The sequence below is a fragment of the Lacisediminimonas profundi genome (assembly GCF_008831265.1).
GTDB classification, from domain to species: domain Bacteria; phylum Pseudomonadota; class Gammaproteobacteria; order Burkholderiales; family Burkholderiaceae_D; genus Lacisediminimonas; species Lacisediminimonas profundi.
The window spans coordinates 1-21923 of sequence record NZ_VTTH01000004.1 but is presented as its reverse complement, the minus strand read 5'-3'; the positions used below and the strand labels follow the sequence as shown (position 1 = coordinate 21923).

The window sequence follows — 21923 nt, the reverse complement described above, 5'->3', positions numbered from 1 at the left end:
GCACCATCGGGGCTTCCCGGATGGTGCCTGTTTTTTAGCGTTTATAGGTTTCCTCAAGGTTTTACAATGACTGTTCAGTCTTTCCTGTTCAAAGTGGACAAGGTCAGCACCTGGGTCGGCAAGGCGATTTCCTGGCTGATCGTGCTGCTGATGCTGGTGATCTGCGTGGAAGTGTTCAAGCGCTACATGCTGAACGCCCCGACCGCATGGATCTTCGACCTCAGCAATATCGTCTACGGCACTTTCTTCATGCTGTGCGGCGCCTACACGCTGGCGCAAAACGGTCACGTGCGCGGCGACTTCCTCTATAGCAACATGAAGCCGCGTACCCAGGCCGCGCTGGACCTGATCCTGTACTTCGTATTTTTCATACCCGGTATCCTGGCGCTCGTCTACGCCGGCTACCAGTATGCGGGGGATTCCTGGCGAATCCTCGAACACTCGAACACCACGGCCAACGGCCCACCGGTGTACCACTTCAAGACTGTCATTCCCATCGCCGGCGCATTGATGATGCTGCAGGGAGTGGCCGAGATCGTTCGCTGTGTCGTTTGCCTGAAGACAGGCGAGTGGCCCGAACGCCTGAAAGACGCAGAGGAGATTGATGTGATTGAGCAGCAGCTCGCAAACAGCGAGTTTGTCAGCGACGAAGATCGCAAGCTGGCGATCGAAGGCGCACACCAGATCGAGGAAGCCGCCAAGCAGCGCGGCATGGGTGACGGAGCGAAACTATGAGCGATCCGGCACTCGGCCTCACCATGCTGGCCCTGATCGTGGTGGTGATCCTGATGGGATTCCCTACCGCCTTTACCTTGATGGGTCTCGGCACTGCATTCGGCTTTTACGCTTTCTACGATCCGTCGCAACACTGGATCGACAACAGGATCTTCGACCTGATGGTCCAGCGCGCCTATGGTGCGATGACCAATGACACGCTGATCTCGATTCCGCTGTTCGTACTGATGGGCTACGTGATGGAGCGTGGCGCGTTGGTCGACAAGATGTTCTACAGCTTCCAGCTGGCCTTCCGGCGGGTTCCTGCATCGCTTGCCGTGGCATCGCTGATCGTCTGCACCTTCTGGGGCATTGCCAGCGGCTTGGTCGGCGCGGTCGTCGTGCTGATGGGCGTGATCGCGTTCAACCCGATGCTCAAGGCCGGTTATGACACCCGTCTTGCTGCTGGAGTGATCACTGCCGGCGGCACGCTGGGCATCCTGATCCCGCCTTCGGTAATGATCATTGTCTACGCTGCGGTGGCCGGCCAATCGGTGGTCAAGCTGTATGCGGCTGCGATGTTCCCTGGCTTTTTCCTGGCTTTCCTGTACCTGGTGTACATCATCGGCTGGGCCATGATCAATCCGAAGATTGCGCCAAAGCTGCCCGAGGAGCAGACCCGGATACCAGTCGAGCCCTGGACTGCCGAACTGCAAAGCCGCTACTCGCGCAAGGTCCTTCCCGCGCTGCTCGCGGCGGCGGTCTCGCCGGCGCGCGCCCTCGCCATCGACGCGGGTGGCGTCAAGGTCACCTACGGCATGCTGTTGAAAAACCTCGGGTCCGCGCTGGTGCCGCTGATGATGGCCGGCGTTACCCTGTGGGGCGTATGGTGGTACGTGGTGATCCATCCGGCGCCTGACCAGCCAGCACCCGTGGCGACCGTCACTGCGAAGGCAGCCGCGCCGCAGGAACAGGGCAACGCCGCTGCGCTCGCCCAGGAGCAGCCCGCCGAGCTCGGCTCGTCCGACCTGGCTGAGCCGCCTGGCAGCGACAAGCCTGCAGAACTGGGATCCGTCGAGGAGCCGAAAGCCGAAACCCCATCCGGAGCAGCGCAGGCGCCGCAAGAGATGGGCGGAGGCGCCGAGACGCAGCAGAGCGCCACCCCGGCGGAAGCAGGGCCTGCACCGGCGTTCTACACCTGGTTCGCAGTCGCCGTCGCAGCGACGCTATTGCTGGTGTTGTACTACTACTGGATCATGGAAGGCGAGCTGTTCCAGTTGCTCAAGCTGCTGATCTCGTCCACGCTTCCGCTCGGAATTCTTACCATCCTGGTGCTGGCGGTGATCCTGTTCGGTATCACGACAGCAACCGAGTCAGCGGCGATCGGTGCGGCGGGCGCGTTCCTTCTTGCATGGCAAGCGCGCACCTTCAGCTTCGCCAAGATGAAGCAAGCGACCTTCCTGACTGCGAAGACGACGGCAATGGTGTGCTGGCTGTTCGTCGGCTCGGCGATCTTTTCCGCGGTGTTTGCAATCCTCGGCGGGCAGGCGCTGGTGGAAAAGTGGGTGCTGGCACTGAACCTGTCGCCGCTGCAGTTCATGCTGCTGTCGCAGGCGATCATTTTCGTGCTGGGCTGGCCGCTGGAGTGGACCGAGATTCTCGTGATCTTCGTGCCGATCTTCCTGCCGCTGCTGAAGCACTTCGAGATCGACCCGATACTCTGGGGCACGCTGGTGTTCGTCAACCTGCAGGCGGCATTCCTGTCCCCGCCGGTGGCAATGTCGGCCTTCTACCTGAAGGGAGTCGCGCCGAAGCACGTGACGATCAACCAGATCTTCGCCGGCATGATGCCGTACATGCTGATCGTCATCCTCTGCATGGTGCTGATGTATATCTGGCCGGGAATGACCTTGTGGCTGCCGACCTACCTGTACGGTAACTAGAGTTCGGCTTGATGGCGACAAAAGCGGCGGGGTGACCCGCCGCTTTTTTTTTTTACGGCCTGACGGGAAACAATCATCGCCTTGCGCCATCGAACAGAAGGAGGAAATTGGCATGTATGTGGTCTACTGGACAGAGGGCAAGGGCGAGCTTGCCGGCCCGCGCTCGCAGGGCTTCGCAACCGGGGACATGAAACAGGCGTTAAACTTCATGGAAGCCTTGCGAATGCGCCAGCGCCAGGGCGACCCCGTCTCCTTCATCACGATGTGCAGCGAGCACCCCGACTCGGTCGGCTTGCCCGGTGTCGCGGAAACGGGATCCGATTACAAATGGAAGAAGCGGCGGCTGTAAGCTGCTTCACGAGCCAACCCTCAAAAATAGGAAAGCCCGATGAAAACAAGAGCGGCAATTGCCTGGAAAGCGGGTGCACCGCTGTCGATAGCCGAAGTCGACCTGGAAGGCCCGCGCGCCGGCGAGGTCCTGATCGAGATAAAGGCCACCGGCATCTGCCACACCGACCAGTACACGCTATCCGGCGCCGATCCGGAGGGCATCTTCCCGGCAATACTTGGCCATGAAGGCGCGGGAATCGTGGTGGACGTCGGGCCAGGCGTGAAATCCCTGAAGAAGGACGATCACGTGATTCCGCTGTACACGCCGGAATGCCGCGAGTGCAAATTCTGCCTGTCCCGCAAGACCAATCTGTGCCAGGCGATCCGCTCCACCCAGGGGCGCGGCCTGATGCCGGACGGCAGCAGCCGGTTCTCGCTGGATGGCCGGCCGCTGTTCCATTACATGGGCACGTCGACGTTTTCCAATTACATCGTGGTGCCTGAAATCGCGGTGGCAAAAATCCGCCCTGACGCGCCGTTCGACAAGGTCTGCTATATCGGCTGCGGCGTCACTACCGGCGTGGGCGCGGTGATCTTCACGGCCAAGGTCGAGGCCGGCGCCAATGTCGTGGTGTTCGGACTGGGCGGAATCGGATTGAACGTGATCCAGGCGGCGCGCATGGTCGGCGCTGACAAGATCATCGGGGTCGACATCAATCCCGCGCGGGAACAGATGGCGCGTAAATTCGGCATGACCCACTTCGTCAATCCGCGCAAGTCGAAGGACGTGGTGGATGACATCATCCAGCTGACCGATGGCGGCGCAGACTACAGCTTTGAATGCATCGGCAACACCACCACGATGCGCCAGGCGCTTGAGTGCTGCCACAAGGGGTGGGGCCAGTCCGTGATCATCGGGGTGGCCGCTTCCGGCCAGGAAATTTCCACCCGGCCGTTCCAGCTGGTGACCGGGCGGGAATGGAAGGGCAGCGCGTTCGGCGGCGCACGCGGACGCACCGACGTACCGAAGATCGTCGACTGGTACATGGAGGGCAAGCTCAACATCGACGACCTGATTACCCACACGATGCCACTGGAGCGCATCAACGAAGGATTCGACCTGATGCATCGCGGCGAATCGATCCGCTCGGTGGTGATCTATTGACGATGCTGGATGATCGGGGCCCGGCAGCATGACAGCGATCCCTGTGCCGCTGCCTGTCAGGGAGGGGGTCGCGCCAAGCTATATCTGGTTGCCGCAGGGTCCCTGGCCTGACTTGCTGAATTTCCTGACGGAGCGTTTTCCGGCGGTAGATGCCAGTCAATGGCAGCGGCGCATGCAAGCCGGCGATGTGCGCGATGCCCGCGGGTCGATGCTGCTTCCTGATGCCGGTTATTGCGCCGGCATGCAGGTCTTCTATTACCGCGAGATCGCGCACGAGCCGCCGATTCCTTTCGACGAATTCATCCTGTATCAGGACGAGCATCTGCTGGTCGCAGACAAGCCGCATTTTCTTCCCGTTACGCCATCCGGCCGCTTTCTGCACGAAACCTTGCTGGTCCGCCTGAAACTGAAGACCGGCTGCGATGCCTTGGTTCCGATCCACCGGCTCGACCGTGAAACCGCCGGTGTGGTCGCGTTTTCGCTCAATCCCGAGACGCGGGGCCGCTATCAGGCGCTGTTTCGGGAACGCACTGTCGACAAGGTGTATGAGGCGCTCGCACCGGGTCGGCCGGACCTGTCGTTCCCGCTGACCCGCCGCAGCCGGATCATCCCCGGCGAACGCTTTTTCATGATGAAGGAATCCGGCGGCGAGCCTAATTCACATACGGAAATCGAGGTTCTCGAAAAAGGATTGTCCTGCTGGCGCTATCGCTTGCGCCCCTCGACCGGAAAGACGCACCAGTTGCGGCTGCACATGCTCGGGCTGGACATGCCAATCCTGAACGACTTGCTGTACCCGGTGGTGCATCCGGTCGGTGCGGAAAACTACGAGAAGCCATTGAAACTGCTGGCGCGGTCGCTGTCCTTCATTGATCCGGTCAGCGGCGTCCGGCATTGCTTCGAAAGTGCGCGTACGCTATGAACCCATCTTCGAGTCCAGGCATGCAATTCAGTTATTGGGAACAGGACGCGATGGCGAGCGCGCACTGCATCGTCGTCGGCGCAGGCCTGGTTGGACTGCAGACTGCGCTCTCATTGCGCACGCACCTGCCGGGACAACGGATACTCGTGCTAGAGCGCGGCATGCTGCCGGCTGGCGCCTCCACCCGCAACGCTGGTTTCGCGTGCTTCGGCAGCCTGACTGAAATCCTGGCCGATATTGATTCAATCGGCGCGTCAGCCGCGCTGGACCTGATCGATCAACGCTGGCGCGGCATTTCCCTGCTTCGGAAGCTGATCGGCGATGAGGCCATGGAATACGAAAGCATGGGCGGCCATGAACTGATACGCGCTGCCGAACAACCGGCATTGGAACGGCTCGATGAAGCCAACCGCTTGCTGCACCCACTGGTTGGCAAAGCGGTTTTTGCGCTGAACGAATCCGCTTTCGCAACAGCTGGATTCGGACCTGATGTGCTGGCCATGGTCAGCAATCCGCTGGAGGGGCAGCTGCACTCCGGAAAGGCTATGCAGGCCCTGCGGCGGACAGCTGTGCAAAACGATATCGAGATCATCAACGGGGCAGAGGTGGTAGGCCTTGAGGAGGGCGCCAGCGGGGTGGACGTCTGGCTGGCTGGCGGCACTTGCATGCGCGCGCAGCGGGTCGCTGTATGCACCAATGCGCTGATACCCTCTCTCTTGCCATCCTTGCCTGTCGTGCCGGGACGAGGGCAGGTGCTCGTGACTGATCCGCTGCCCGGACTGCCGTTTCGTGGTTGCTTCCACATCGAACAGGGTTACTACTATTTCCGCAACGTCGGCGAGCGGGTGTTGCTGGGTGGCGGGCGCAATCTGGATTTCACGGCCGAGGCCACTACGGAAATGGCAGTGTCGGCGAAGGTACAGGATGCGCTGGAGCGGATGCTGGCAGACACTATCCTGCCGGGGCGGCCGTATCGCATCGCCTCCCGCTGGGCTGGCATCATGGGATTTACGGCGAACAAGCAGCCTCTGGTGGAGCGCTCGGGGCAGCGCGTGGTAGCGGGATTCGGATGCAACGGGATGGGTGTGGCATTGAGTCCCCTGATCGCTACGCAGACGGCCCGCTTGCTGCTCGAAGGGTGATGCTCCTTTGTGACCGCCGCCCGCCGTCCGATGGCGAGTGCGGCAAAGCGCTAGAATGATGGTTATTCCAGCAAGCATCGTTCATGAGCTCCGCCCCGCCCAAGCCACCCGCCGATCCTGATTCGGCACGCACCATTCGCACTGCGATCATCTGCCTTTCGCTGGCGGCCTTTGCCAGCGGCAGTTCAATGCGGCTGACCGACTCGTTGTTGCCCCGCCTCGCTTCCGACTTCCAGCTCTCCCTTGGCACAGCGTCGTACACCATCACCTCGTTCTCGATTGCCTACGGTCTCGCGCAGCTTCTGTTCGGTCCACTTGGGGACCGTTTCGGGAAATACCTGGTGATTGCGATGGCATGCGCGGCCGGCGTCGTTACCGCGCTGTTGTGCGCGATGGCGCCGACATTTCCCTTGCTGATCGCCGCGCGGCTGCTGGCAGGCGCGACCGCAGCTGCCGTGATTCCGCTGTCGATGGCCTGGATCGGCGATGTCATACCGTACGAGCAACGGCAACCGGTTCTGGCGCGCTTCCTGATCGGCCAGATCCTGGGCGTGTCGTGCGGAGTACTTCTGGGCGGATTGGCTGCCGACCATTTCGGATGGCGCCCGCCTTTCGTCGGGATTGCCGGCCTGTTCGCGGTGATCAGCGCAATCCTGTTTTCGCTTGACCGTCGGCTGCCGGATCATGCGCGCGTCGTCCGGAAAAGCGAAGGCCGGGTGATCGCGCGGATGGTGTCGGAATTCGGCGAGGTACTCGGCAAGCGCTGGGTAAAAGTCGTGCTGGCGACGGTGTTCCTGGAAGGGATGTTCCTGTATGGGGCGTTTGCTTTCATTACCTCACACCTGCACCAGAACTTCGGTGTGTCGCTGACCACGGCGGGCGCGCTGGTCATGCTGTTTGGCCTGGGCGGGATATTGTTCGCTATGTTCTCGGCAAGCCTGGTGCGCCGACTCGGAGAAATTGGACTGATACGCTGGGGTGGTGGACTGGTTTGCGCCGCGCTGCTGTCGATCGGGCTGGCACCGTCATGGATCTGGGCCGTGCCTGGCTGCTTCGTCGCCGGACTGGGCTTCTACATGTTTCATAACACCCTGCAGATCAATGCGACCCAAATGGCGGCTGAGCGCCGGGGCGCTGCGGTGAGCAGCTTCGCATCCTGCTTCTTCCTGGGTCAATCCCTGGGCGTGGCGCTCGCCGCCTGGCTCATCGCCGGGCTTGGAACGGGTCCGGTCATCGCCGGCTTTGCCATCGGCCTGTTTGCCATCGCATGGAACTTCAGCCTGCGCAAGGCCAAGCAAGCCGACCTTGAAAGCAAGCTCCGGGTTGCCGGAAGCTAGACCAGATTGAGGATTGGCGGGGACAAAAAAATGGCCCCGCTGGGTATTACCAGCTGGGACCTTAACCTTCCCGTTAGGGGAGGAGGAGACATCCGTGAAAACATCTGACGCAACGTCAATATATACGTTGCCAAAATAACCAGTATGACTATTAATAAATAAGTACTTTTCCTAACCGGAAAATTCGGCTTTCTTAGTCACGCATAGCCATGGCGCGCAGTTCCGATGCCAGCCCCGGATGCTGGTTTTCCACGCTGCGCGCAAATCGATTGATAGCGATCATGTCATCCATCCGTGCACGCGAGCGACGCTCTTCCAAGGTTTTGCGGGGCGCAAGCAGCAGCAGGCCAGCACGGACCAGTCCGGTCAGCAAGGGCCGGAACAGCACGAGCAACGTGGCGAATATGCCAAACCCGATCAGAGGCCGTACCGCAGTTGCAGCAGAACCGATCATGCTGTTTGTCATCGGCAACATTGCCTCAAAGGGAAAACCCAATGTCAGAAAACCCATTTCTTCCTCCGTTCATTCCATGTTGCATCGCAGTATATGAAGGGATAAGATATAAATCCAATTGACAGGCGTCATATCAGCTATGCCGCCCATGAATATCATCCAGAGATAGTTGCCTGCCATGAGTTTCCTGACGCTGGACCTCAACCTCCTTCGGGTTTTTGACGCGATCATGATCGAGCAGAACCTGACACGGGCGGCCGAACGGCTGGCCATGACACAGCCAGCCGTATCAAACGCGCTGCGGCGCCTTCGGGATGCGCTGGGAGACGACCTGTTGATTCGTACAGCTCATGGAGTGAAGCCGACGCCACATGCAGAAACCTTGTGGCCGACAGTGAGGAAGGCCTTGTCCGCCCTGGAGGACGCTGTCGAACCGAATGTTTTCGACATTCGTAGCGCCCATGCCACTTTTCGACTGGCGATGGCGGACGCGACCGCAGCGCTCGGCCTGCCTGGCCTGGTCAGGGCAATCGAACAACAGGGCGCAGGGATAAAAATCAGGATGACACCACTGACCACCCGTGAACCACGTCCGATGCTGGTACGCGGCGAAATAGACCTGGCGATAGGATTTTTCCCCGGCGTGGTTGCGCAACTGGCCAGTGGAGCCGACAACACCATCCGTCACGAACGTGTGTATTCCGGTCACTACCTGTGCGTGATGCGCAAAGATCATCCCTTGGCGCGCGGCGAACTGACACTGGATTCCTACTGCAAGGCAAAACACCTACTGGTCAGTTTCTCGGGGAGGGCGTATGCAGTAATCGACGACCTTCTGGCGCAAATCGGCCTCGAAAGAAAAATCGTCCTGACCGTCAACCAGTTTTTCACCGCAGGCCGGATAGTCGCCCATTCCGACCTGATCACCGTGCTGCCGCGCCACCTGATTGCCGCCACTGGCATGATCGGGGACCTGGTTGCGAAAGAACTGCCGCTCGAACTGCCTTCCGTACATGTGGATATGCTATGGCATGAACGGGATACCCGCAATCCGGCACACCAGTGGCTAAGGCGGCAGATGATGGAAATGAAGAGCGGGGTAATGGCGGCCGAAATTGAATTCGGCCGTCCGGATTCCTAGGCCGGCTTTGTGGTCCGCACCAGCGCCGCTCGAAAGTAGGCTAGTCCTGCCACCAGGCTGCAGGCAGTGAGAAGCAGGATTGCGTCGCCATGCATCAGGCCCAGGGTAAGGATCGCCGAGAATCCGAACGGCGCCAGCGCCCGGGCGGCGAAAGCCGGTCTTGCAAGGCGTCCCAGCAGGACGCCATAGCCCTCGCGTCCGAACAATACGGCTGGCACTGTGCCGCGGATGATCGTCATGATGCCGTTGCTGAATCCGTACAGGCCGGCGGCAATGAAGGCCAGCGCCGAATAGCCGTCGACAAAGTAGAGCGCGACTGTCGCCATTACCATCAGCAGGAAAGATGCCGCACCGATTCCAACCGGACCGACATTGCGCGCCAATACGAACTCGAGCACACGCACCAGCACCTGCATTGGCCCGATCAGGGTCGCAACCAGAACTGCTTCGCCGGCACTCAGACCCGCTTGCCTGAACAGAGCGATGATATGCACAGACAGCGCTGACAACACGAACGAACCTATCGCAAAGGCAATCGCGAGATAGTTGTAGCGGCTGCCGCGGGCGGGAACAACATCACTCGCGCCCTCGATGGCGCCGGCCGCCGGTGCCGGTGCCTGCTGGTGCGCAGGCAGCACCAGCGCATGCAGCGGCAAGCACACTGCGAATTGCAGGCCAGCGTAGATCAGTAAAGTCCATCTCCAGCCGACCAGCTCCAGCAACAGCTGCGAAAGCGGCCAGAAAGCCGTGCTCGCAAATCCGCCAAACAGTGTCACTGCCGTCACCGAAGTCCGATAACGCGCGCCGGTAACCTGGTTGAGGGTGATGAAAACGGCCTCGTACAGGCAGACCGACATGGCGATACCCGAAGCAGCCGAACCGATCAGCAGCGTAACCGGCCCTTGCGCACTGGCCAGCAACAGTAATGCAAGGCAACCAATGATCGAGCCTGCGCTCAGTATCCGCCGTCCGCCACGCTCATCGATCAAGCGCCCGACTGTCGGTGCTGCAAGCCCGGACATCAGCAAGCTGAAAGTGAATGCGCCGAACAGGACGGAGGATGAAATACCCAGGTCCCGCTGCATGCTTTCGCCCAGCACTGCTATCGAATAATAAAAACTGCCCCAGGAAATCACTTGGGCAATCCCCAGCGCGCAGATGAGCGCGGACAGGGAGCGGTTCCCGGGAGCAGCCATGTTCAGCAAAGCACGAGGCGCCAGGCGGGGGCGACTTCACACAAGTCGTGCTGGATTTCTTTGTTGGTGTTCTTGGGGAGCATGGGAGCAGATCGGGAACTGATGCTGGAGATTAACAGAATTTAGAGAAAGAACGTGAACCATCCAGGCTTCAGCTTGTGGATAAACCAGTGGAAAAACAAGGGATAGTTTGAGGATAAGAAGAATAGAAACGGGCGGGAATTTCTTGTCCAGATTTCACCGGTGCCGGATACAAGGGTTCTGCCAGCCCTTATGCGTTCTCCATGAGCTTGATTTCATACAGGAATATGGGCTTGTCCACAGAAAGCTGCTTCCCTTATCTATCACTACTAATCTCAATCATTAATACAGTTAACCCAAACCGGCCTTTTTTATTTTTTTAGCCTTCGCAAAAACGGCGAATCAGATGGAAGGCATATTGCGATGCCACTTTGTCGATGAAACGCAGGAAGTCGACCGCTGAATCGGCATTGGCGTCATCGGAAATTGTCCTGACGACAGAAAACGGGATGCCGAATTCGAAACAGACCTGCGCAACTGCGGCGCCCTCCATTTCGACAGCAAGCAAATCAGGCAACAGCGTGCGCAGCTGGCCAAGGCGTTCGGGGTGGTGGATGAATTCGTCGCCGCTGGCGATCAGGCCGCGGTGAACCCGTGGCGCATGCAAACGGAACGTCGCCCGATCGTCTTCGGTGAGCGCAGAAGCCAGGTCCTTTTCAAGGAAACTCGTACAGGCGCGATCCAGCCTTTCCGTCAATTCCTGGTCGGTTGCAAAACGATCAAGACTGGTCAGCGGGATCTCGAAGCGCGGAAACAGTGGCCGGCTGTCCATGTCGTGCTGGATCAGATGTTCGGCAATGACGAGGTCACCGATCCGGACTTCGTCGCCAGCGCCGCCAGCCACGCCGGTGAACAGGATCTCGGTGACATTGAAACGTTCGATCAGGGTCGCTGTAGTGGCCGCGGCGGCCACCTTTCCCAATCGCGACAGAACGCACACGACTTCCTGGCCCCATAAATTGCCAGCGACATAGTCCCGCATGCCACGGGATGCTGTGACCGCTTGCTCCAGGTGCTGAACCACACCTGCCTGTTCCTGTTGAAGCGCGCTGATGATGCCGATGCGACGTTGCTTTTTTTGCATGTTGCTGCTTGATGGTGAGTGAAAGGGTGCTTTGTACTAAAAAGCTTTATATAAGAATAGTAATAAGGTTAACGGCCTTGCATTTCTGTGGATAAGTCAGTATACCGCCAGAAATTCAAGGACTTGCAGTGCAGATAACCGGTCTTGAAAGTACTGTAATCAAGAAGGAGAGTTCGGGAACAAAATTGGACGACAGATGTTTTCCCTGCGTTGTACACAGTCTGGATGCAGGCTATCCCAAGGCTTGTGCACAGGGGTAAAGGGTCCCTCAGTTACCCCAGACCGTTTTCAGAAGCGAAAAAATGGCGGCGATTGCCGGTTCGTTCTTGCGGCGCGCAAGGCAGATAAATGTTAATTCTGTCAATAAACTGACCTGATCGGCGATCACCAGTCCATGCAGATGTGCCTCTTTCAGCGCGGTCGACTCCCGGACCAGGCATAAACCGACGCCTGATTTCACCAGGTCCAGCATTGACGGTTCCTGGTCCACCAGCGCGACCTTGTTCGGCGTCGCCTTGTATTGGGAAAACACCTTGCTGAGCATCCGGTTGTGCGCGGATTCGGGCGGCGTCCACACCCATGGCAGGCGAGCCAGTTCGGGCCAGTCGCGACCGATGACCCGCGACCGCCAGCCGCGGGGCGCGACTACGTTGTACGTGAACGAAGTCAGGGTCTGGCAGTGGAATTCCTTGCCTGGCACACCAAGGTAATAACCAACGTCGAGCCGGCCGGCCCGGATTTGCTGCAGGACCCAGCCGGACATGCCGTGCAACAACTCAGTCGATAGTTGGGGAAATGATTCGACCAGCAGTTTCAGGACCGCACCGAGTCGCGTGAATTCTGGGTCGAGTATGGTGCCGATCGCAAGATTGCCAGTCACCGTGGAATGCATGGCTGCGGCTGCTTGTCGCAAGTCGGCGATGCTTGCCAGCACTCTTTCTGCCAGTGGTAACAGCCGTGCGCCATCAGTGGAAAGCGCCATGCCGGACGGCGTGCGGGTAAATAGCTGCAGGTCGAGCGACCGCTGCAAGGACTTGATCTGCAGGCTGACCGCGGGTTGGGTCAGATGGAGTTTTTCTGCAGCCCGCGTCAGGTTGCCTTCCTGGGCGACCGTGATAAAGGCACGCAACTGGGTAAAGTCCACACGTATCTCCATAAGCGTTACTTATATCAAGCTTGATGATAACTCATTGGATTATTGGAGCGTTATAGCGATAAGCTTCGAGAAAATCCCTATCTGACCAAAGGAAAGCTTATGAGCGCGACGACCGGACGTATCGACCACTTCATCCAGGGACGCATCGTTCCCTCGACCAGCGGGCGCCAGCAGGATGTTTTCAATCCCGCCACCGGCGAAGTCAGTGCGCAGGTCGGGCTGGCCAGCGTCGAGGACGTGAATGCAGCGGTCGCTTCGGCAAAGGCTGCCGCACCGGCATGGGCCGATACAGCGCCGCTCAAGCGCGCCCGCATCGTCAGTAAATTCAAGGAATTGCTGGAGCAAAACCACGACAGCCTGGCGGCGGCGATCACACGCGAGCACGGAAAGGTCTTTTCCGATGCCAAGGGCGAAGTAGTGCGTGGCCTGGAGATCGTCGAATTTGCCTGCGGTGTGCCGCAGTTGCTGAAGACACAGTTCACCGACAATATCGGTGGTGGCATCGATAACTGGCAATTACGCCAGCCGCTGGGTGTCACGGCCGGCATCACACCTTTCAATTTCCCGGTGATGGTGCCGTTGTGGATGGCTCCGGTTGCCATTGCCACTGGCAACACCTTCATTCTGAAGCCTTCCGAGCGCGACCCCTCGCCGTCGATCATGATGGCCGAGCTGTTCAAGAAAGCTGGCTTGCCCGATGGCGTATTCAATGTCGTGCAGGGAGACAAGCTGGCAGTTGATACCTTGCTCCACCATCCGGACGTGAAAGCCGTCTCCTTCGTCGGATCGACACCGATTGCCGAATACATCTATACCGAAGGCACACGCCGCAAGGGTGCTTATCCGTTGCGGGTGCAGGCACTGGGAGGCGCAAAAAATCACCTGGTTGTAATGCCGGATGCCAACCTTGAGCAAGCGGTCGATGCCTTGATTGGTGCCGCCTATGGTTCGGCCGGCGAGCGTTGCATGTCGATTTCAGTTGCGGTTGCGGTGGGCAATGTGGCCGACAAGCTGGTCGAAGCGCTGATACCGCGGGTAAAAGCGCTGAAGGTGCGCAATGGCATGGACAATGAAGCGGAGATGGGTCCGGTGGTCACGGCCGTGCACAAAGCAAAGATCGAGGGCTACATCGAAGAAGGCGAGCGCGCCGGCGCCAGGCTTCTGGTCGATGGGCGCGGCTTGCGGGTGGCTGGACACGAGGGCGGTTTCTACCTTGGTGGCACGCTGTTCGACCATGTGACGCCGGAAATGAAGATTTACCAGGAAGAGATATTCGGGCCGGTGCTGTGCGTGGTGCGCGTTCCCGACCTCGGCACTGCGATCAATCTGATCAATGCCCATGAATTTGGCAATGGCGTGTCGCTGTTCACTTCGGATGGCAATACTGCCCGGGAGTTTTCGCGCCGTATCGAAGTCGGCATGGTCGGCGTGAACGTGCCGATTCCGGTGCCGATGGCTTGGCATTCCTTCGGCGGGTGGAAGCGTTCGTTGTTTGGCGACATGCACATCTATGGCGAAGAAGGGATCCGCTTCTATACCCGCTACAAGTCAATCATGCAGCGTTGGCCTGAAACGATAGATAAAGGCGCCGAGTTCACAATGCCGGTTGCGAAATAAGGGCGGGTCCGTGGAAAACGCCGGGAAGTACGACTACATCATCGTTGGTGCCGGCACGGCCGGATGCTTGCTGGCCAATCGCCTGTCGCAGGAACGCAATGCATCGGTGCTGTTGATCGAGGCGGGACGCAAGGACGACTATGCGTGGATTCATATTCCGGTTGGCTACCTGTACTGCATCGACAATCCACGCACCGACTGGATGTACCGGACCGAACCGGATCCCGGCCTCAATGGACGCAGCCTGATCTACCCGCGCGGCAAGGTGCTGGGTGGATGTTCGTCCATCAACGGCATGATCTACATGCGTGGCCAGCAGCCGGATTACGACCGCTGGGCAGAACTGACCGGCGACCCGAGCTGGCGCTGGGAAAATGTGCTGCCGCTATTCAGGCAGACCGAGGATCACCACGGCGGCGACAATGAATTTCATGGCGCCGGCGGGGAATGGAGAGTCGAGCGCCAGCGCTTGCGCTGGGACATCCTCGACGCTTTCCGCCAGGCAGCCGGTGAGGTCGGCATTCCACCGACCGACGATTTCAATCGCGGTGACAACGAAGGTTGCGGCTATTTCGAGGTGAACCAGAAGAAGGGGATACGCTGGAATACCGCCAAGGCTTTTCTGCGCACGTCGATCCGGCGCGGCAATCTCGAAATCATGACCGGATGCCACGTCAAGAAGCTACGATTTGCAGCCTCAGCTGAAGGGCAACGTTGCGTCGGCGTGGAATTCACCGGCAACGGACAGGAATGGTTTGCCGAGGCGGCGCACGAGACGCTGTTGTGCGCGGGTGCAATCGGCTCACCGCAGATCCTGCAGTTGTCGGGGATAGGCCCGGCATCCTTGCTCCAGAAAAACGGTATCGAGCCAGTGGTCGATGCGCCCGGCGTCGGCGAGAACCTGCAGGATCATTTACAGATCCGGATGGCGTTCAAGGTGCGCGGCGTGAAGACGCTCAACATGCTGGCCAACAGCTGGCACGGCAAGATGCGGATCGGGCTGGAATATGCAATCAAGCGCAGCGGTCCGATGGCGATGGCGCCTTCCCAGCTGGGCGCCTTTACACGCTCCGACCCCTCCCAGCCGACCCCGAACATCCAGTATCACGTGCAGCCGCTGTCGCTGGAGCGGTTCGGCGAGCCATTGCATGATTTCCCGGCGTTTACCGCGAGCGTGTGCAACCTGCGGCCGACCGCGCGCGGACACGTGCGCATTGCCAGCAGCAACCCGTTCGACGCGCCCAGGATCACGCCAAATTACCTGAGCACGGAAGAAGACCGGAAGGTGGCCGCCGACTCGCTCAGGCTCACGCGCCGCATCGCTGCTGCACCGGCCTTGCAGAAATATGCGCCGGAAGAGTTCAAGCCCGGTCCGCAGATCCAGACCGATGAGGAACTGGCCAAGGCCGCTGGCGATATCGGCACCACCATCTTTCATCCTGTGGGCACCTGCAGGATGGGGCGCGCGGATGATACGCAGGCAGTCGTTGACAGCGAGTTGCGGGTCAGGGGTGTGTCCGGCTTGCGTGTGGTCGACGCTTCCGTGATGCCCTTCATTACGTCGGGCAACTGCAATTCGCCGACCATCATGATTGCGGAAAAAGTGGCAGCGCAGATACGTAGAAGCCGCAGGCCCTGAACTCCAGCATTGCTTTTCGCTTTTGATATTCTTGGAACGAGCTGAAGCGCATGTATGATGCGCAATAGGCGAATTGACACATAGCAATGGTTAACATTCGGTAGCTACGGTAGTTACACCGTATTGCCATGCCAGATTGGCGCTGTGTACGATGCGAGACCAAGTAAAAAAACAAGCTATAAGCAACTGGAGACAAGATGGCTGACGTCATTCTTGAAACGCGCAATCTCACCAAGGTGTTCAAGGGTTTCACCGCGGTGAATGACGTAAACCTGCAGGTGCAGCGTGGTCACATCCACGCCTTGATCGGGCCAAACGGCGCCGGCAAGACCACTTGCTTCAACCTTCTTACCAAATTCCTGGTGCCCACTACCGGGATCATCCTGTTCAATGGCCGCGATATCACGGCTGCTGCGCCGGCACAGATCGCGCGCCAGGGGATCATCCGGTCGTTCCAGATTTCGGCGGTGTTTCCTCATCTGACGGTGATGGAGAATGTACGCGTAGGCCTGCAGCGCGGGCTCGGTACGTCCTTCCATTTCTGGCGGAGCGAGCGCACCCTGAACCAGCTCAACGACCGTGCGATGGAACTGCTGGGCGAAGTGGATCTGGCCGGATTTGCCGATACCACGACCGTCGACCTTCCCTACGGCCGCAAGCGCGCGCTCGAGATTGCCACCACGCTGGCGATGGAGCCGGAGCTGATGCTGCTCGACGAGCCGACGCAGGGCATGGGCCACGAGGATGTGCACCGCGTCACCGAGCTGATCAAGAAAGTGTCTGCGGGCCGCACCATCCTGATGGTCGAGCACAACATGAATGTCGTCGCCGGCATCTGCGACAAGATCACGGTCCTGCAGCGCGGCGCGGTACTGGCCGAGGGCTCCTACCAGGAGGTATCAGGCAATGCGCAGGTGATGGAAGCGTATATGGGAACCACGTCCGGCGAACTCGAGGGTGCGCACTGATGGACGGTATACGGGAAGCGGATAGTCCGGCCCGGCATGAAGAGAAGACGATGGAAAAAGCGCTGGAAATATCGAACCTGCACGCCTGGTACGGCGAGTCCCACATCCTGCACGATGTCAACTTTTCGGTGAACAAGGGTGAAGTGGTCACGCTGCTCGGCCGAAATGGCGCCGGACGGACCACCACCCTGCGGGCCATCATGGGACTGACCGGCACCCGCAAGGGATCGATCAAGATCAATGGCGTAGAGGCGATTGACATGCCGACGCACCGGATTGCGCATCTCGGCGTTGGTTATTGCCCGGAAGAGCGCGGCATCTTTTCATCGCTGTCTGCCGAAGAAAACCTGATGCTGCCGCCGCACGTGTCGAAAACCGACAAGGGAATGTCGATCGCAGAGATCTACGAGATGTTCCCGAACCTCGCCGAGCGCAGATCCAGCCAGGGAACCCGGCTGTCTGGCGGCGAACAGCAGATGCTGGCGGTGGCGCGGATCCTGCGCACCGGCGCCCGCCTGCTGTTGCTGGACGAAATCTCCGAAGGCCTGGCTCCCGTGATCGTGCAGGCCTTGGCCCGCATGATCCTTTCGCTCAAGGCGAAGGGATACACGATCGTGATGGTGGAACAGAATTTCCGGTTTGCAGCACCGCTGGCCGACAAGTTTTTCGTGGTGGAGCATGGACAGATTGTCGAGAGCTTTGCTTCATCCGAATTGCAGGCAAAGATGTCCGTTCTGAATGAACTGCTGGGCGTTTGACCGGATCGCATAAAGATCCAAAACAACAAAGGAGATGGAAATGAAATTGAAAGCACTCGCGCTGGCAATGACCGGCGCCGCAGTATTCGGATTCGGCGCACCGGCTTCAGCTCAGGTATCGGGGGATGTCATCAAGATCGGCATCATTACCGACATGTCGGGCCTGTACGCTGATATTGACGGCCCGGGCGGCGTCGAAGCGGTCCGCATGGCGATCGCTGATGCGGGCGGCAAAGTCAATGGCAAGAAGATCGAGTTGGTCTATGCTGATCACCAGAACAAGGCCGACATCGCAGCCAGCAAGGCCCGTGAATGGTTTGACCGCGAAGGCGTGGACATGCTGATCGGTGGCACCAACTCGGGCACCAACCTGGCGATGGCCAAGGTTGCAGCGGAGAAGAAAAAGCCATTCATTGCCGTCGGCGCGGCATCTGCCCGCCTGACCAACGAGGAATGCTCACCTTACACCGTCCACTATGCCTATGACACGGTGGCGCTGGCCAAGGGTACCGGCGGCGCGGTAGTGAAGCAGGGCGGGAAGAGCTGGTATTTCCTGACAGCCGACTACGCATTCGGGCATTCGCTGGAAGCGGATACGGGATCCGTCGTGAAAGCCAACGGCGGCACAGTGGTCGGCACGGTACGCCATCCGCTGTCCGCTTCCGACTTCTCGTCCTTCCTGCTGCAGGCACAGGCCTCCAAGGCCCAGATCCTTGGCTTGGCGAATGCCGGTGGCGACACCATCAACAGCATCAAGGCAGCCAACGAATTCGGCATCACGAAGACGATGAAGCTCGCCGGGCTGCTGATGTTCATCAACGACATTCATTCCCTGGGTCTGAAGCTGACCGAAGGCATGTACCTGACCGACAGCTGGTACTGGGATGCCAACGAAGATACCCGTAAATGGTCCAAGCGCTTCTTCGAAAAAATGAAGAAGGAGCCGTCCAGCCTGCAGGCAGCCGACTACTCGGCCGCCAGCTTCTACCTGAAGGCCGTCAAGGATGCCGGCACCGACGATGCCGACAAGGTCATGGCCAAGATGAAGTCGTCGAAGGTCAACGACATGTACGCCAAGAATGCCTATGTACGCGCCGATGGCCGCATGGTGCACGACATGTACCTGATGCAGGTGAAGTCGCCCAAGGATTCCAAGTATCCGTGGGACTACCTGAAAGTGGTGCAGACCATTCCGGGCGAACAGGCTTTCACCACCAAGTCCGATAGCAAGTGCGCGGCCTGGAAATAAGCAAGGCAGTGGCGGCGCGCCCCCGGGCGCGCCGTAATTCAATCTGATCCACCCGTCCGGTCCGCCGGACGATTTTTTATATAGCGCGACATGGAAATATTTGGCGTTCCGCTGCAGGCGATGATGAGCCAGCTGCTGCTGGGCCTGGTGAACGGCTCGTTCTACGCGATGCTGTCGCTGGGGCTGGCGGTGATCTTCGGCTTGCTCAATGTGATCAACTTCTCCCACGGTGCCCTCTACATGATGGGGGCTTTCCTTGCCTGGATGGGGCTGACCTATTTCAACATCAACTACTGGGTCATGCTGATTCTTGCGCCACTGGTGGTTGGCCTGTTCGGCATCATCGTCGAGCGCACCATGCTGCGCTGGCTGTACAAGCTGGATCACCTGTATGGCCTGTTGCTGACATTCGGCATCACCTTGCTGCTTGAAGGTGTGTTCCGTTCCGTCTACGGCGTTTCAGGCCAGCCGTACTCGGTACCCGAACAGCTTGCGGGTGCGACCAATCTCGGCTTCATGATCCTGCCGAACTATCGCGCCTGGATCGTGTTCGCATCGATCGCTGTGTGCCTGGCGACCTGGTTCGTGATCGAGAAAACCAAGCTTGGCGCCTACCTGCGCGCAGGTACCGAGAACCCGAAACTGGTCGAGGCTTTCGGCATCAACGTCCCCTTGATGGTCACGCTCACCTATGGCTTTGGTGTCGCGCTGGCGGCATTTGCCGGCGTGCTGGCGGCGCCGGTGATCCAGGTGTCGCCGCTGATGGGTTCGAACCTGATCATCACCGTGTTCGCCGTAGTCGTGATCGGTGGCATGGGTTCCATCATGGGATCGATCGTGACCGGCCTGATGCTGGGCATCGTGGAAGGCTTCACCCGGGTGTTCTATCCGGAGCTGTCGGCCACGGTGGTGTTCATCATCATGGCAATCGTCCTGCTGGTTCGTCCTGCAGGTTTGTTCGGCAAAGAGAAATAGGCGGAGCGGCAGATGAACAGGAATGTGATTTACGTAATCTCGCTGCTGGCGGCGGCTGCACTGCCGTTCTTCTTCTATCCGGTGTTCCTGATGAAGCTGCTGTGCTTCGCGCTGTTCGCTTGCGCGTTCAACCTGCTGATCGGCTATACCGGGCTGTTGTCATTCGGTCATGCGGCATTCTTCGGGGGCGCCGGTTACTTTGCCGGTTACGCGATCAAGACCTGGGGCTTGCCGACCGAACTGGGACTGCTGATCGGCACCGCTGCGGCGGCGGTGATCGGCTTGGGCATGGGCTTGCTGGCCATTCGGCGCCAGGGGATCTACTTCACGATGATCACGCTGGCGCTGGCGCAGATGCTGTTTTTCGTTTGCCTGGAGGTCAAGGCTACCGGCGGCGAAGACGGCATGCAGGGCATTCCGCGCGGCAAGCTGCTGGGCTTCATTGACCTCTCCAGCGACCTGACGCTCTATTACTTCGTGTTGTTCATAGCGGTTGTCGGCTTCGCACTGATCGTCCGGACCATCCATTCCCCGTTCGGGCAGGTGCTCAAGGCGATCAAGGAGAACGAGCCGCGTGCCATCTCGCTTGGTTACGACGTCGACAGGTACAAGCTGCTGGCGTTCGTGCTGTCTGCGGCCCTCTCAGGCCTTGCAGGAGCCACCAAGACGCTGGTGTTGGGCTTCGAGACGCTGACAGACGTGCACTGGACCATGAGCGGGCTGGTAGTGCTGATGACGCTGGTTGGAGGCATGGGAACGCTGGTGGGGCCGATCGTTGGCGCCGTGGTGGTCATTGCCCTGGAAAACAAGCTGGGCGACGTCGGCGCGTTCTTGGCGAAGGCGACCAACATTGAATGGTTCAATGCGATCGGCGAATCGGTGACGATGGTGATCGGCCTGATCTTCATCATCTGCGTTCTGGCTTTCCGTCGCGGGATTGTGGGCGAGTTTGCGGCGTGGTGGAAGCGGCGTGCGGCAAGCTGAGCGGCGGAATTTCGCAGGGTAGGGAAGGGCCTGGGAAAACCCCGATTCGCAAATGCGGTCGGGGTTTTTTGTTGGGCGCGCGGTATTCGGGGAATCGCGTTGCTACCAGGGAGAATGGCTGGCGGCGCCAGATTCCTGCCAATCTGGTCGGGCTATAATATTTCTTTTTGGAAACTAATTGCGCAGTTTGCAGGCTTGCTTTGGCTGGGCAAGGATCACTGACTCTGCCCTATCGTTAGCGATATCGTAGCAGGGGCGGCGTTGATGGCTCCCCGTCGGGGCCCGGACCTGATCATCACTTGCAGCGCCACCAGATATAGCCTCGTGGATCTTTTTTTGTGCCGGACAGAAGAGGGTCAATGGTCGATCGTTTCTTATAACGGTGGGTGAGCGGTGTTGCGGCTCTTTGGCTTGCGGTTCGTGTGGCTGGGTTTGTTGTTTGTGGTTGTGAAGCCGGGAGACACCCCGGCGGGTGTGTAACTTTCTTTTGGAAAAGAAAGTCACCAAAGAAACCAAATTCAACACCCACTTGGCCAACGCCCGCTTCGATAGGCAACCAGACTCGCATGTCTGGGCCGAACCAGTGCGACGTTCGCGAGGAAGGTCCTGCCACACGTTCGCCTCTGACCGGGATCAGCCAACCCGCTTCAATGCCGCCGACCGCACACCACCGCTCGTTGACTCTCAATGTTTTTCGAAGCCGCTAATTGGCACTCGAGGTCGGGTTGCCAGCGGGGCGCGGCATCCGTGGAATTTTCTGCTGCCATTTGCCTTTCCTTGCCCTTCTTTGAACAGCCCCGTCGCTTGTTTGAAGCTTCGAAAACCATAAAGAGTCAACGGTGCGCTGGGCATCGGTATAAGACACTTCATGGGGTTGGCTGATTAGGTAAGCGGCACACAGCCGAGGGATCATCGCTCGCGAACGCCGCACTGGATTAGCCCAGACATCCGAGTCTGGTTGGCGATCGAAGCGGGCGTTGGCCAAGTGGGTTTTGACTTTGGTTTCTTTGGTGACTTTCTTTTCCAAAAGAAAGTTACACACCTGCCGGGGTGTCTCCCGGCTTCACA

19 protein-coding genes are annotated in these 21923 nt (G+C 59.2%); 15 read left to right on the top strand and 4 right to left on the bottom strand.

The window, feature by feature from the left end; translation table 11 throughout:
- Nucleotides 1-66: 66 nt before the first annotated feature.
- From FVE66_RS12415 to FVE66_RS12385, 7 genes are all read left to right on the top strand, one after another.
- The gene (locus FVE66_RS12415) at nt 67-735 is read left to right on the top strand and encodes a TRAP transporter small permease subunit (protein ID WP_151447774.1); all 669 of its coding nucleotides are present in this window, start codon (nt 67-69) and stop codon (nt 733-735) included.
- A complete protein-coding gene (locus FVE66_RS12410) occupies nt 732-2657 on the top strand; it encodes a TRAP transporter large permease (protein WP_151447773.1) in 1926 nt (641 codons plus the stop codon). Before FVE66_RS12415 ends, FVE66_RS12410 begins: the two co-directional genes overlap by 4 nt.
- A gap of 112 nt (nt 2658-2769) precedes the next feature.
- The gene (locus FVE66_RS12405) at nt 2770-3006 is read left to right on the top strand and encodes a hypothetical protein (RefSeq protein ID WP_151447772.1); all 237 of its coding nucleotides are present in this window, start codon (nt 2770-2772) and stop codon (nt 3004-3006) included.
- A gap of 39 nt (nt 3007-3045) precedes the next feature.
- Nucleotides 3046-4152 carry an S-(hydroxymethyl)glutathione dehydrogenase/class III alcohol dehydrogenase gene (locus FVE66_RS12400; RefSeq protein ID WP_151447771.1) on the top strand — a complete coding sequence of 369 codons (1107 nt, stop codon included), beginning with the start codon at nt 3046-3048 and terminating at the stop codon, nt 4150-4152.
- Between the two features lie 28 nt (nt 4153-4180).
- Nucleotides 4181-5074, top strand: coding sequence for a pseudouridine synthase (locus FVE66_RS12395; protein WP_151447770.1), 894 nt, complete (start codon nt 4181-4183; stop codon nt 5072-5074).
- Nucleotides 5075-5094: 20 nt separating this feature from the next.
- Nucleotides 5095-6216, top strand: coding sequence for an NAD(P)/FAD-dependent oxidoreductase (locus FVE66_RS12390; RefSeq protein WP_206668762.1), 1122 nt, complete (start codon nt 5095-5097; stop codon nt 6214-6216).
- Between the two features lie 83 nt (nt 6217-6299).
- Nucleotides 6300-7553 carry an MFS transporter gene (locus FVE66_RS12385; protein ID WP_151447769.1) on the top strand — a complete coding sequence of 418 codons (1254 nt, stop codon included), beginning with the start codon at nt 6300-6302 and terminating at the stop codon, nt 7551-7553.
- Nucleotides 7554-7746: 193 nt separating this feature from the next.
- Here the strand turns inward: FVE66_RS12385 and FVE66_RS12380 are convergent, their stop codons facing one another.
- Complete coding sequence (locus FVE66_RS12380) at nt 7747-8064, bottom strand: hypothetical protein (protein ID WP_151447768.1); 318 nt, start codon at nt 8062-8064, stop codon at nt 7747-7749.
- Nucleotides 8065-8185: 121 nt separating this feature from the next.
- Here FVE66_RS12380 and FVE66_RS12375 point away from each other — a divergent pair, with 121 nt between their 5' ends.
- A complete protein-coding gene (locus tag FVE66_RS12375) occupies nt 8186-9148 on the top strand; it encodes a LysR family transcriptional regulator (RefSeq protein ID WP_151447767.1) in 963 nt (320 codons plus the stop codon).
- Here FVE66_RS12375 and FVE66_RS12370 read toward each other — a convergent pair.
- The 3 genes from FVE66_RS12370 to FVE66_RS12360 all read right to left on the bottom strand — a co-directional run bounded on the left by FVE66_RS12370 (nt 9145) and on the right by FVE66_RS12360 (nt 12653).
- Entirely contained in the window at nt 9145-10344 is a 1200-nt protein-coding gene (locus tag FVE66_RS12370; protein ID WP_151447766.1) for an MFS transporter, read from the bottom strand. The two genes, FVE66_RS12375 and FVE66_RS12370, sit on opposite strands and share 4 nt — an antisense overlap.
- Nucleotides 10345-10744: 400 nt before the next feature.
- Nucleotides 10745-11509, bottom strand: coding sequence for a 5'-methylthioadenosine/adenosylhomocysteine nucleosidase (locus FVE66_RS12365; protein WP_151447765.1), 765 nt, complete (start codon nt 11507-11509; stop codon nt 10745-10747).
- Nucleotides 11510-11777: 268 nt separating this feature from the next.
- Complete coding sequence (locus FVE66_RS12360; protein ID WP_151447764.1) at nt 11778-12653, bottom strand: LysR family transcriptional regulator; 876 nt, start codon at nt 12651-12653, stop codon at nt 11778-11780.
- Between the two features lie 111 nt (nt 12654-12764).
- Between FVE66_RS12360 and FVE66_RS12355 the strand changes: the two genes are divergently transcribed.
- From FVE66_RS12355 to FVE66_RS12325, 7 genes are all read left to right on the top strand, one after another.
- Nucleotides 12765-14282: a CoA-acylating methylmalonate-semialdehyde dehydrogenase gene (locus FVE66_RS12355; protein WP_151447763.1), complete on the top strand. Its 1518-nt coding sequence runs from the start codon at nt 12765-12767 to the stop codon at nt 14280-14282.
- A 10-nt stretch (nt 14283-14292) separates the two neighbouring features.
- Complete coding sequence (locus FVE66_RS12350; protein WP_151447762.1) at nt 14293-15921, top strand: GMC family oxidoreductase; 1629 nt, start codon at nt 14293-14295, stop codon at nt 15919-15921.
- A gap of 197 nt (nt 15922-16118) precedes the next feature.
- Nucleotides 16119-16889, top strand: a complete 771-nt coding sequence (locus FVE66_RS12345; protein WP_151447761.1) for an ABC transporter ATP-binding protein — start codon at nt 16119-16121, stop codon at nt 16887-16889.
- Nucleotides 16890-16939: 50 nt separating this feature from the next.
- Nucleotides 16940-17647 carry an ABC transporter ATP-binding protein gene (locus FVE66_RS12340; RefSeq protein ID WP_151448145.1) on the top strand — a complete coding sequence of 236 codons (708 nt, stop codon included), beginning with the start codon at nt 16940-16942 and terminating at the stop codon, nt 17645-17647.
- A gap of 40 nt (nt 17648-17687) precedes the next feature.
- A complete protein-coding gene (locus FVE66_RS12335) occupies nt 17688-18896 on the top strand; it encodes an ABC transporter substrate-binding protein (RefSeq protein ID WP_151447760.1) in 1209 nt (402 codons plus the stop codon).
- A gap of 90 nt (nt 18897-18986) precedes the next feature.
- Entirely contained in the window at nt 18987-19871 is an 885-nt protein-coding gene (locus FVE66_RS12330) for a branched-chain amino acid ABC transporter permease (RefSeq protein ID WP_151447759.1), read from the top strand.
- Between the two features lie 12 nt (nt 19872-19883).
- Nucleotides 19884-20855 carry a branched-chain amino acid ABC transporter permease gene (locus FVE66_RS12325; protein ID WP_151447758.1) on the top strand — a complete coding sequence of 324 codons (972 nt, stop codon included), beginning with the start codon at nt 19884-19886 and terminating at the stop codon, nt 20853-20855.
- Nucleotides 20856-21923 lie beyond the last annotated feature (1068 nt).